We start from the raw sequence: 12,008 nt of genomic DNA, 5'->3' as shown, positions 1-12,008 counted from the left end.
GAGACCCAGCGGGGCGCGAGCCTCGACGCCACCGCAGGTGGACGGTTGCCGCTCGTTCGCGCCTACCGGCCCGTGGCCGGTTTGGGGTGCAGGGGGCGGAGCCTCCGCCGGGGTCCGGGGTGGGGGAGAGCCCCGGGTAGAAAGCCGCAGCCGCTGGGGGCACCCCCTCTGGGGGAGGGTCCGCACGGGCGGTTGCGGGTGGGAAACACCCGCCGTAGGCGCAAAGGGGCGCCCCCCGGAACGGGAGGCGCCCCAACAGCCAAGGCCCAGCGGTAGCGCTACGCGCCGCGAAGCACCGCGCCCGTGCGCTCGGCGGCGGTGGAGACCGCCGCGTCGCGGGCCGCCGAGGCCTCCTCGGCGGTGAGGGTGCGGTCCGGCGCGCGGAAGCGAAGCGCGTAGGCGAGGGACTTCTTGCCCTCGCCGATCTGTTCGCCGGTGAAGATGTCGAACAGGCGCAGGGACTCGAGGAGTTCGCCCGCGCCGTCGCCGAGGGCGGACTCGACGTCGGCCGCCGGGATGTCGGCGTCGACGACGAGGGCGACGTCCTGCGTGGCCACCGGGAAGGGCGACACATGCGGGGCGACGACCGGGCCGGAGGAGGCCCGCTCCACGAGGTCAAGGTCCAGCTCCATGGCGGAGGTGCGCTCCGGGAGGTGCAGGGCCTTGATGACGCGCGGGTGCAGCTCACCGGCATGGCCGACGAGGGTGTCCCCGGCGTAGAGCGCGGCGCAGCGGCCCGGGTGCCAGGGGGCCTGCTGGTCCTTGCGGACGGTCAGCTCGACCCCGGCCTCGCGGGCGACGGTACGGCCGGCCTCGACCGCGTCGGCCCAGCCCGCCGGGTAGCCCTTGCCCCACCAGCCGGCCGGCTCTCGGGCACCGGTCAGCACGACCGCGACGCGGCGCGGCTGACGGGGCAGCGCTGCGTCGAGGGCCGCGATCTCGGCGTCCGTCGGGCGGCGGTCGACCGGCAGGCGCGGCGGGGCGGGCTCGTCGCCCGTCGGCCGGAAGACCAGGCCCGTCTCGAAGAGGGCGAGGTCGTGGTTGCCCCGGCCCTCGTTGCGCCGCAGCGTGCCAAGCAGGCCCGGCAGTAGCGTCGTACGGAGCGCGGGCTCCTGGTCGGAGAGCGGATTGGCCAGCTTGACGGTGACCCGGCGCGGGTCGTCCGCGTCGAGGCCCAGCTGGTCGAAGACGCCCTCGCCGATGAAGGGGTAGGCCTGGACCTCGACATAGCCCGCTCCGGCCAGCGCCCGGCCGACCCGGCGGCGCAGCCGCTGCGACTCGGTCAAGCCACGCCCGGACGGCAGCTTGGGCAGGGTGGAGGGCAGGTTCTCGTAGCCCTCGAGCCGGATGACTTCTTCCGCGAGGTCGTTCGGGTCGGTGAGGTCGGGCCGCCAGCTCGGCACGGTGACGACCAGCTCGTCGGAGCCGTACACGTCGCACCCGACCTGCTGGAGGCGGCGTACGACCGTCTCGCGGCCGTACTCCATGCCCGCGACGCGGTCCGGGTGGTCGGCGGGGATGGAGATGGTGTGCGGCGCCGAGGGCGCGACGATCTCCGTGACGCCGGACTCGGCGGTGCTGCCGGCGAGCAGCACCAGGAGGTCCACGGTCCGCTGGGCGGCGGCGGAGGCAGCCTGCGGGTCGGTGCCGCGCTCGAAGCGCTTGGACGCCTCGGAGGTCAGCTTGTGGCGGCGCGCGGTACGGGCGATCGAGACCGGGTCGAAGTGCGCGGCCTCGATGACGACGTCCGCCGTCGCGCCGGCGGTGTCGTCGTGGTCGGCGATCTCGGTGTTCGCGCCGCCCATGACGCCGGCCAGGCCGATCGGGCCCCGGTTGTCGGTGATGACCAGGTCCTCGGGGTCGAGGACCCGCACCGCGCCGTCGAGCGTGGTGAGCTTCTCGCCCGGCTGGGCCCGGCGCACGCCGATCGGGCCGTCGATGCGGCCACGGTCGTACGCGTGCAGCGGCTGGCCCAGCTCGAGCATCACGTAGTTCGTGACGTCCACGGCCAGCGAGATGGGCCGCATGCCGGCCTTCTGCAGCCGACGCTGGAGCCAGATCGGCGAGCGGGCCTCGGGAGCGAGGCCGGTCACCGTACGGGCGGTGAAGCGGTCGCAGCCGGCCGGGTCGGAGACCTCGACCGGGTACCCGTACGAGTTGGGGCCCGGCACGTCCAGCAGCGCCGGGTCGCGCAGCGGCAGCCCGTACGCGATGGCGGTCTCGCGGGCGACGCCGCGCATCGACAGGCAGTATCCCCGGTCGGGGGTGACGGCGATGTCCAGGACCTCGTCGACGAGTTCGAGCAGCTCTATGGCGTCGGTGCCGGCCTCGTGCTCCGGCGGGAGCACGATGATGCCGTCGTGGTCGTCGCCCATGCCCAGCTCGCGGGCGGAGCAGATCATGCCGTGCGAGTTCCGGCCGTAGGTCTTGCGCGCGGAGATCTCGAAGTTCCCGGGCAGGACGCCGCCCGGGAGGATCACGACGACCTTGTCGCCGACGGAGAAGTTGGTGGCGCCGCAGACGATCTCCTGCGGCTCGCCGGTGCTGTTGGCGGTACCGACGTCGACCGTGCAGAAGCGGATCGGCTTCTTGAAGCCCTCCAGCTCCTCGATGGTGAGCACCTTGCCGACGACGAGGGGGCCCTTGAGCCCGGCGCCGAGCTGCTCGACGGTCTCGACCTCGAGGCCGACGGAAATGAGTTTGGCCTGGACGTCGCGACCGGTCTCACCGGCGGGCAGGTCGACGTACTCCCGCAGCCAAGAAAGCGGGACCCGCATCAGATCTCCATCCCGAACGGAAGGGTGAAGCGCACGTCACCCTCGACAATGTCTCGCATGTCCTCGACCTTGTGGCGGAACATCAGCATCCGCTCGATGCCGAAGCCGAAGGCGAAGCCGCTGTACTTCTGCGGGTCCACGCCGCAGGCGATGAGCACCCGGGGGTTGACCATGCCGCAGCCGCCGAGCTCGATCCAGCCCTCGGAGGAGCAGGTCCGGCAGGGGCGGTCGGGGTTGCCGACCGACTCGCCACGGCAGACGTAGCAGACCATGTCCATCTCGGCGGACGGCTCGGTGAAGGGGAAGTAGTTCGGGCGCAGCCGGGTGGTGATGTCGTCACCGAAGAGCGACTGCACCATGTGGTCGAGGGTGCCCTTGAGGTCGGCCATGGTCAGGCCCTCGTCGATGGCGAGCAGCTCGATCTGGGTGAAGACCGGGGTGTGGGTCGCGTCCAGCTCGTCGGAGCGGTAGACGCGGCCGGGACAGATCACGTAGACCGGCGGCTCACGGTCGAGCAGCGAGCGGATCTGCACCGGGGAGGTGTGCGTGCGCAGCACGACACCGCTCTCCTCGCCGTCCTTCCCGCCCTCCTTGCCCTGCACGAAGAAGGTGTCCTGCATCGTGCGGGCGGGGTGGTCCGCCCAGATGTTGAGCGCGTCGAAGTTGAACCACTCGGCCTCGACCTCGGGGCCCTCGGCGACCTCGTAGCCCATGGCCACGAAGATGTCGGCGAGCCGGTCGGAGAGGGTGGTCAGCGGGTGCCGCGCGCCTTCGGGGCGGCGGTCGTAGGGCAGCGTGACATCCACCGCCTCCTCGACCAGCACGCGATCGTCGCGCTCGGCCTCCAGCACCTCCTGCCGGGCTTTGAGCGCCTGGTTGACCGCGCCGCGCGCCTGGCCGACGCGCTTGCCGGCCTCGGCCTTGGCGTGCGGCGGAAGCGCGCCGATCTCGCGGTTGGCGAGCGCCAGCGGCGAGCGGTCTCCGGCGTGGGCGACCTTCACCTCGCGCAACGCGTCGACGTCGGCGGCCGACGCGATCGCGGCGAGCGCCTCGTCGCGCATGCGCTCGATCTCTTCCGGTTTCAGTGTCTCGACCTCGACAGGGTCGTACGACTTATTGGGTGCCGACATTTCTTCCCGTTCCGATGTGGGTGCTGGCGCGGCCCTGCCCGAATGCCCCGACCGACAAGTGCCAGGGGTCGAGTCTACTGGGGTCGCGAGGATCGGCTGGTCACGCCCGTCGGAGCCGGTGGATAACTCAGACGGCTATCCAGCTGATTGCTCAGGCCATGAAGGCCGGTGCCCCGACGGGCAGAATAAATCGGAACTGCGCGCCGCTGCCGGGCGCGCGGCCGACGGTGATGGTGCCGCCGTGGGCCTCGACGATGCCCTTGACGATGTAGAGGCCCAGGCCGGTGCCACCGCGCTTGCTGCCCCGCCAGAAGCGGGTGAAGACGCGGCTCATCGACTCCTCCGGGATGCCGGGGCCTTCGTCGCTCACGGTGACCGCTGTTCCCTCCGTCTGCGCCTTGGACGGCGCGGGTGCCACCTCGATGGTGACAGTTCCCTCGCCGTGGCGCACCGCGTTTTCCAGCAGGTTGCCCAGGATCTGGTCAATCTTGTCGGGATCGGCCCACAGCGCGGGCAGCGGTTGGGCGACCCGTACGGCGAAACGGTCGGCCCGCTGCCCGGCGGCCACCAGAGCGTCCACATGCCGCTGCACGGCTGCGGCGATGTCGACCGGCTGGCGGCGGACCTCCAGGCGGCCGGAGTCGATGCGGGAGATGTCCAGCAGCTCGGCGATCAGCCGGGTCACGCGGTTGGCGTCGGCGTCGACCGTCTCCAGCATCAGCTTCTTCTGGTCGTCGGTGAAGCGTTCCCACTTCGCGAGCAGTGTCCTGGTGAAACCCTTGACACTGGTCAGCGGGGACCGCAGCTCATGCGCGACAGTGGCGATCAGCTCCGCGTGACTGCGCTCGGTACGCCGCCGCGCCTCGGTGCCGCGCAGGGTGACGACCAGCCGGTGGACGGGGCCGCATGGGTACGTACGGACGTATTTCGCGGAGACCAGCACCTCGCGGCCGCCGGGGAGCAGCAGATTGCGCTCGGGCTGCCCGGTGCGGGTGACCAGGCCCTGGTAGGGGTCAGTGACCGTCCACCAACGGCGGCCCTCGAGGTCTTCCAGCGGCAGCGCCTGGTCGATGGGCAGGCCGATGACGGCAGGCGGGGCCAGGGCGGTGATGCGGGCGGCGGCGGTGTTGAAGCAGATGACCCGACCGCTCTCGTCGGCGACCACGAGCCCGTCGGGGAGATCGTCCAGCGTCAGGCCGTACTCGGTCAGGATCTCCGCCCAACCCGGCACGGCGTGACCGGCGGACCCGCCGCTCGTCCTGACAGCATCCATCCCCGTATCCCCTTTCCAGGGCCCCCGGGGCGCCACACTACTAGCTGATTGTTACGGAGCGGCACCCTCCGGGAGCGCGCTGCGCGCGGGCGGACGCATAAAGGCACACAGCGGCGGCCGTCGCCAGGTTGAGGCTCTCCGCCCTGCCGTGGATCGGCACGCGCACCACCTCGTCCGCGAGTGCGCGGGTCTCCTCCGGCAGCCCCCACGCCTCGTTCCCGAAGATCCAGGCCGTCGGCCCGCCCATCGTCCCCTCGTCCAGCTCCGCGTCCAGGTCCCGCTCCCCCGCGCCGTCGGCGGCCAGCAGCCGTACGCCCGCGGCGCGCAGCCCGGACGCGACGGTCTCCACGGGGACCCCGACGGCGACCGGGAGGTGGAAGAGGCTGCCGGCCGAGGCCCGTACGGCCTTGGGGTTGTACAGGTCCACGGAGGCGTCCGTCAGGACCACGGCGTCCGCCCCGGCGGCGTCCGCGCACCGCAGCACGGTGCCGGCGTTGCCGGGATCCCGGACATTGGCCAGTACGGCCACGAGCTTCGGGCGCCCGGCGAGGATCTCCTCGAACGGCCGGTCCAGGAAACGGCACAACCCGACGATGCCCTGCGGGGTGACGGTGTCGGACATCTCCGCGATGACCTCGGCCGTTGCCGTCAGCACGGGTACGCCCGCCGCTCGTGCCGCGTCCACGATGTCCGCGTGGCGGTCGGCCGCGTCCGGCGTCGCGTACACCTCGATCAGGTGCGGGACCGCTTCGCGCACCGCCTGCGGGCCCTCCGCGATGAAGCGGCGCTCCTTGCCGCGGAAGCTGCGCTTCGCGAGCCGGTGCGCGGCGGTGACGCGCGGGGAGCGCAGGGAAGTCAGCTCAGGGCCAGGCATTGAGCGAGGTACTCATTTCGTGGGTTGGGGGCAGTCGTCCCGCTGGGGCGAGCGAAGCGAGGTGGGGGTGCCCCCACGCGAAGCTGTGGGTGCGGGTGGGCCCAACCCACCCGCACCCGGCAAACGGTGCGCACTCCGACGGCGGGTGGGCGAGGGTGCGTCGGCGGCCGCCGGTCCGTGGCCGGGTTGGGCCGGCCCGTCCCGCCTTGGGGGCACCTCCCAGCCTCCAGCTGGGGGAGGACTGCCTACTTCCCGCCCCGGGAGGCCCGGGGCGGGAACCCCTGAGGTCTGGGGCCAGGGGGCGGAGCCCCCGGTCGGGAACCCGGTCGGGAACCCGGGCGGCCTGGGGCGCAGCCCCACAATCCGAACGCGCGGCGGGCCCGCGGGCGGGTATCCGCCTGCGGGCCCGTACGGCTCGGGTCAAGCTGAGCGAAGCGCGTGGCGTCAGGCCGCCTTGGGGGCGTTGACGTCGGCGGGGAGGGCCTTCTGGGCGACCTCGACGAGGGCGGCGAAGGCGGGGGCGTCGTTGACGGCCAGCTCGGCGAGGATCTTGCGGTCGACCTCGACCTGAGCGGCCTTCAGGCCCTGGATGAAGCGGTTATAGGTGATGCCGTTGGCGCGGGCAGCAGCGTTGATGCGCTGGATCCACAGCTGACGGAAGTCGCCCTTGCGCTTCTTGCGGTCGTTGTAGTTGTAGACGAGGGAGTGGGTGACCTGCTCCTTCGCCTTGCGGTACAGGCGGGAGCGCTGCCCACGGTAGCCGCTGGCCTGCTCGAGGATCGCCCGGCGCTTCTTCTGGGCGTTGACTGCCCGCTTGACGCGTGCCACTTGATAACTCCTAGTGAGGGACCGCGGGGGATACTCACGCGGTCCGAAAAACGGATAGGTCCCGGTTCAGTGCGACGCGCCCCGGTGGGGGCGCGGCCGTCACTTGCCGAGAAGCTTCTTGATCTTCTTGGCGTCGGGCTTGGACAGCACGACGGTGCCGCTGAGGGCACGGGTCTTGCTCGACGGCTTGTGCTCAAGGTAGTGGCGCACGCCGGCGCGCTCGCGGACAACCTTGCCGGAGCCGGTGAGCTTGAATCGCTTGCTTGCACCGCTGTGCGTCTTGTTCTTCGGCATGGCGCCGTAGTCTCCTCGTCGCTGGCCCTCCCGTCCGCCCGGAAGCGGACGGAGAGCGTCAGTACTTCATTGCAAACCCGGAGCGGGTGCTCCGGGGACTGGCTTACGCCGTCAGTTGTTCTCGTCGGCGGCTTCGTCGGCTTCGGCTGCCTCGGCAGCGAGGGCGTCGTCGTACGCCTGCTGCTCGACGTCCGACGGATTCTCCGGCAGGCGACCGGCCTTGCGGGCGGCCTGCGCCTCGCGGGCCTCGGCCATGGCCTCGGTCTTCTTCTTGTGAGGACCGAGAACCATGATCATGTTTCGGCCGTCCTGCTTGGGCGCGGACTCCACGAAGCCCAGTTCCTGGACGTCACCCGCGAGCCGCTGCAGCAGCCGGTGACCCAGCTCGGGCCGCGACTGCTCACGGCCACGGAACATGATCGTGATCTTGACCTTGTCGCCCTGCTTGAGGAACCGGACGACGTGACCCTTTTTGGTGTCGTAGTCGTGCGGGTCAATCTTCGGCCGGAGCTTCATCTCCTTGATGACCGTGTGCGCCTGGTTCTTGCGCGCCTCACGGGCCTTCATGGCCGACTCGTACTTGAACTTCCCGTAGTCCATGAGCTTGCAGACCGGCGGACGTGCGTTCGCCGCGACCTCGACCAGGTCCAGGTCGTACTCCTGCGCAAGTTCCAGGGCCTTGGCAAGCGGCACAATGCCTACCTGCTCACCACTGGGACCGACGAGTCGCACTTCTGGGACGCGAATCCGGTCGTTGATGCGGGGCTCGGCGCTGATGGGGCCTCCTCGGTAGCACCACGCGACTGACTGGCCGACAGCCGCGTTTACGTCACTTGTTATCCGTCCGACCCCGTGCCAAGGCGCAAAAAACGCCCCGAAACGGGTCACAGGCGGGGCTCCTCACAACCGGGAGCACCGCCGCGGTATTCCCCGCGGGGCGCATCGGGCGGCCGCACGTCCTGTAGAGAACGCGCACCGCCTGACCGGGACCCGCCGACCTTTTCCGGTCGGCCAGGTGGGAGATCGGAGCCTCCACTTGTGGGCTGAATGGTCTGCTCGCGCGAGGCTCGCAGGGTGTCCAGCCGGTCAATCGTCAAGCATACCAGCGTTCGACCGCAGTCCGTAATCGGCCGCGCTGGGCCTATCGTGTGAGGCATGAGCGACGCGACTCCGCAGAACGACCGCCCCGACTTCGACACCATGACCCGCGACATCGCGGACGTCCCCGCGGTCGAGGTGATCACCACGGTGGCCGTCCACCTCATGAGCGCCGCGGCGGTCAACCTCGGCCTCGCCGAGGAGGGCTCCGACCACAAGGACCTGGACGAGGCCCGCAAGCTCATCACCGCCCTCGCCGGCCTGGTCACCGCCGGCGCCCCCGAGATCGGCTCCTACCACGCCGGTCCGCTGCGCGACGGACTCAAGTCGCTCCAGCTCGCCTTCCGCGAGGCCTCCGTCATCGCCGACGAGCCCGGCCAGGGCCCCGGCGAGAAGTTCACTGGGCCGGTGTACGGCTGAGCGGCCGGCTCCAGCCACCCCGCGCCCCCCACGCGGGGGTTACGCGGCGTCCCGCCCCCGGAGGATCGCAGCACGGGGCCGGCGTACGGCTGAGCGGCCGGCTCCAGCCACCCCGCGCCCCCCACGCAGGGGTTACGCGGCGTCCCGCCCCGGAGGATCGCAGCACGGGGCCGGCGTACGGATAAAGAGCGGCTCGCCCGGGAGCTTCGCCTCGGCGGGCAGCAGGGCGACGTCCAGGCCGCGACGCAGGGTGCCGCGCAGTATGTCGGCGCCGGCGAGAGCGGTGGCGACGCGCTCGGCGACCTCCCGTACGGCGGCGCCTTCCGCCAGGACCAGGCCGAGGGTGCCGTCGGAGTCCCGCGCCGGGACCAGGTAGGCACGTACGACGCCGGGCTCGGCGGTGACGGCGGCGCGGACCGCGTCACGTACGGCCGGGTCGGCGAGGGGGTCGCTCAGATCGCGGCCGTCGGCGACGGCGCGCAGTGCCTCCCCGGCGAGGGCGTACGGGACGGGGCCGGCCATGTCGATGAGCAGGGTGTCGGCCTTCTCGTGCGCCAGGGCCTGGAGTGCCTGCCCCAGCGGGACGGCGACGGGCCGGGCGTCCGGGCGCCAGCGGGCCAGTGACTCCGTGGAGGTGAAGGCGGGGAGGGCGCGGCGGCCGTCGGCGGCCTGGATGGTGGGCACTGCCATGTCGCTGGTCTTCTCGCGGCGCAGGCCCTCGGGCCCCGTCTCCACTTCTCCCAGCAGAGCCACGACGGGCACCAGCAGCCGCGCGCCCCGGAGTGCGGTGAGCACCTCGCCTTCGGCCGTTCGGTCGGCGGGAGCCGAATCGTACGCGGAGAGCGCGGCGGCGAGCCTGGGGTCGGCGGTGCCGTCGTCGTCGGAGAAGCCGGAATCGGGGATGTTCTTGAGCGCCACGGGTCGAGAGTAGCCCGCCTTCCGGTTGTGAATTTCTCAGGGGATTTTTACCTGACTCCTATGGGGCACGTAGGTTCGATACCTAGCGTCGCGGAGCATGGCATCCGAGACCTCCGAGAGCGCGGACCGTGCCGAACCCTCGCCGCGGCGCAGGGCCGCCCGCCGCACGCGCCCGAGCAAAGCACGCCCCGTCATATTCACCGCGGTCGTGACCACCGTCCTGCTGGGTACGGGACTGGGTACGACCGCATACGTGAAGGCGCAGAGCCGCATTTCGGCCGGAGCCGCGTCGCCGGCTTCGCCCTCGCCCTCGGCCACGCCGAGTCAGGGCTACGGGAGGGCGGTCGCCGTGAAGGCACCGGTGAGGGCGGTGGTGGACTGGGACAAGGTGCTCAGCAAAGGGCTGGCCGATGTGGAGGGCGGAACGAGCGCCCGCTACTCGGTGGCGATCCTGGACACGGCGTCGGGCCAGAGCGCCGTATACGGAAGCGGCACCTTCGACACCGCGAGCATCGTCAAGGTCGACATCCTGGCGACGCTTCTGCTGCAGGCGCAGGACGCCGGGCGTCATCTGACGACCCAGGAGAAAGCCAACGCCAAGATCATGATCGAGAACAGCGACAACACGGCGGCCAGCGCGCTGTGGAACGACATCGGAGGGGCCTCCGGGCTCAACGCGGCCAACCAGCGCTTCGGCCTCAAGGAGACCACCGGCGGCAGCGGCCTGCTGTGGGGCCTCACACAGACCTCGGCGGCGGACCAACTGCGGCTGCTGAGGGTGGTGTTCGGCAAGGACTCGGTGCTGAGCGCCGCCTCGCAGTCGTACCTCCAGGACCTGATGGGCCAGGTCAACACCTCCCAGGACTGGGGCGTGCCGAGCGCCTCCACCGGGCAGTTCGAGGTCAAGAACGGCTGGCTGCAGCGCACCACCACCGGCCTGTGGGACATCAACAGCATCGGCCGGGTCACCTCGGACGGGCACACCTACCTCGTCGCGGTCACCTCCAACGGCAGCACCACGATGAACCGGGGCGTGGCTCTGGTCGAGGAAGCCGCGAAGGCCGCGGTCAAGGCCTTCAATAAGGCCTCGGACGACGCGAACTCCTAGACGCCCGGCGGGGCCGCCGCCACATCACGACCGCCGCGGCGGTCAACCCGCTCCCGGCGACCGCGAAGGCGACCGCGATCCCGTCGCCCAGCCCGGCGCCCCCGCCCTCCGCTGCCGACAGGTGGGCGATGCCGGGCCCGGAGCCGAAGTACTGCTGCGCGTAAGCCGACGGGGTCGGGGTGGGCCCCTTGGCCTTGAGCTTGCTCGCGGCCGCCAGAGCGGCGGCGGGGTCGATCAGGCCGGTGCCCACGGCGTCGCTGCGGCCGCCGGAGGGGTTGTCCCGGGTGGTGTCCTCCAGGACTTCCTTGATCTGGGCCGGGCTCAGCTTGGGGTAGGCGGAGCGGATCAGCGCGGCGGCCCCGGAGACGTACGCGGACGCGGTGCTGGTGCCCCAGCCCTCGTAGTAGTGCCGGTCGGGGTCGGCGATGACGACATCCACGCCGGGCGCGGAGACGGCGGCGTACCAGCGGCGGGTGGAGAAGTCCGCGCGGTTGCCGTAGCGGTCGACGGCGGCGACGGCGATCACGCCGGGGTAGGCGGCCGGGTAGGAGGCGCGGTTGCCCTGCTGGCCGCCATTGCCTGCCGAGGCGACGACGACCACGCCCTTGGCGAGGGCGTACTGGATCGCCTCGTCCTCCTGGGGCTCCGGGTGGGCGGTCTTGCTGTCGTCACCGAGGGAGAGGTTGATGACGTCCGCGCCGTGGTCGGCGGCCCAGCGGATGCCTTCGGCGAGCGCGCCGCCGCGTGTGGTGCGGGCCTTCTTCCGCTGCGGGTCGTTGTCCTCCAGGATCACCCTTACGGGGAGGATCTTGGCCTCCGGCGCGATACCCAGGACTCCGTCGGCCCCGCCCGCGCCGTGTCCGTGCCCGGCGATTATCCCGGCCATGCCGGTGCCGTGCCGGGCCCAGGAGCTGTCGCCGCGCTGCGCCCCGAAGCCGACCATGTCCTTGCCGGCGAGCACCTGCCCGGTGAGGTCGGGGTGGGTCCCGTCAACTCCGGTGTCCAGGACGGCAACCGTGACGCCCTTGCCCTTGGTCATACGCCAGGCCTGCTCGGCGTGCAGGGCGTTGAGCGCCCAGTCGGCGTCCCGTACGGCGTCCGCGTGGGCGGGGGCGGCCGATGCCGATGCCGCCAGCGCGGCGAGGGCGGCGAGCGTGGCGGCCGTACGGCGCAGGGTGCGGCTCACCGCGACGCCTCCGAATCCGCCGACGGCGTGAGCGCCCTGGCCGCCGCCCGCACCCGGGCGTCCACCGCGTCGGACAGGGCCCCCGCGGTGTCGCCGAGGCCG

Annotated in this window: 11 protein-coding genes; 2 read left to right on the top strand and 9 right to left on the bottom strand. The window is 71.7% G+C overall.

Features of this window, described 5'->3' with window-relative positions:
- Positions 1 to 278: 278 nt before the first annotated feature.
- From pheT to infC, 7 genes are all read right to left on the bottom strand, one after another.
- Positions 279 to 2,777 carry a phenylalanine--tRNA ligase subunit beta gene (gene pheT, locus EFK10_RS27800; RefSeq protein WP_127358414.1) on the bottom strand — a complete coding sequence of 833 codons (2,499 nt, stop codon included), beginning with the start codon at positions 2,775 to 2,777 and terminating at the stop codon, positions 279 to 281.
- Entirely contained in the window at positions 2,777 to 3,907 is a 1,131-nt protein-coding gene (gene pheS, locus EFK10_RS27795; protein WP_127358413.1) for a phenylalanine--tRNA ligase subunit alpha, read from the bottom strand. The genes pheT and pheS overlap by 1 nt, the downstream gene beginning before the upstream one ends.
- A 151-nt stretch (positions 3,908 to 4,058) precedes the next feature.
- Positions 4,059 to 5,180, bottom strand: a complete 1,122-nt coding sequence (locus EFK10_RS27790; protein WP_127358412.1) for a sensor histidine kinase — start codon at positions 5,178 to 5,180, stop codon at positions 4,059 to 4,061.
- Positions 5,181 to 5,220: 40 nt separating this feature from the next.
- The gene (locus tag EFK10_RS27785) at positions 5,221 to 6,054 is read right to left on the bottom strand and encodes a TrmH family RNA methyltransferase (protein ID WP_127358411.1); all 834 of its coding nucleotides are present in this window, start codon (positions 6,052 to 6,054) and stop codon (positions 5,221 to 5,223) included.
- 444 nt (positions 6,055 to 6,498) lie between these two features.
- Entirely contained in the window at positions 6,499 to 6,882 is a 384-nt protein-coding gene (rplT, locus tag EFK10_RS27780; protein ID WP_127358410.1) for a 50S ribosomal protein L20, read from the bottom strand.
- A 99-nt stretch (positions 6,883 to 6,981) separates the two neighbouring features.
- Entirely contained in the window at positions 6,982 to 7,176 is a 195-nt protein-coding gene (gene rpmI, locus EFK10_RS27775; protein WP_127358409.1) for a 50S ribosomal protein L35, read from the bottom strand.
- Positions 7,177 to 7,287: 111 nt separating this feature from the next.
- Positions 7,288 to 8,016: a translation initiation factor IF-3 gene (gene infC / locus EFK10_RS27770; protein ID WP_127358430.1), complete on the bottom strand. Its 729-nt coding sequence runs from the start codon at positions 8,014 to 8,016 to the stop codon at positions 7,288 to 7,290.
- Between the two features lie 315 nt (positions 8,017 to 8,331).
- Here infC and EFK10_RS27760 point away from each other — a divergent pair, with 315 nt between their 5' ends.
- Entirely contained in the window at positions 8,332 to 8,694 is a 363-nt protein-coding gene (locus EFK10_RS27760) for a DUF1844 domain-containing protein (RefSeq protein WP_127358408.1), read from the top strand.
- 132 nt (positions 8,695 to 8,826) lie between these two features.
- Here EFK10_RS27760 and EFK10_RS27755 read toward each other — a convergent pair whose 3' ends face one another.
- Positions 8,827 to 9,612 carry an SseB family protein gene (locus EFK10_RS27755; RefSeq protein ID WP_127358407.1) on the bottom strand — a complete coding sequence of 262 codons (786 nt, stop codon included), beginning with the start codon at positions 9,610 to 9,612 and terminating at the stop codon, positions 8,827 to 8,829.
- A gap of 97 nt (positions 9,613 to 9,709) precedes the next feature.
- Here EFK10_RS27755 and EFK10_RS27750 point away from each other — a divergent pair, with 97 nt between their 5' ends.
- Complete coding sequence (locus EFK10_RS27750) at positions 9,710 to 10,720, top strand: serine hydrolase (RefSeq protein WP_127358406.1); 1,011 nt, start codon at positions 9,710 to 9,712, stop codon at positions 10,718 to 10,720.
- On the opposite strand, the gene mycP is transcribed toward EFK10_RS27750, so the two are convergent.
- On the bottom strand, positions 10,689 to 11,906 hold the full coding sequence (gene mycP, locus EFK10_RS27745) for a type VII secretion-associated serine protease mycosin (RefSeq protein ID WP_407647159.1): 1,218 nt from the start codon (positions 11,904 to 11,906) through the stop codon (positions 10,689 to 10,691). The two genes, EFK10_RS27750 and mycP, sit on opposite strands and share 32 nt — an antisense overlap.
- Between the last annotated feature and the right edge of the window lie 102 nt (positions 11,907 to 12,008).

Origin of the sequence: Streptomyces soli (assembly GCF_003999195.1) — a bacterium.
In the GTDB taxonomy this organism is placed as follows: Bacteria; Actinomycetota; Actinomycetes; order Streptomycetales; family Streptomycetaceae; genus Actinacidiphila; species Actinacidiphila soli.
This window is presented reverse-complemented; position numbering and strand designations above follow the sequence as displayed.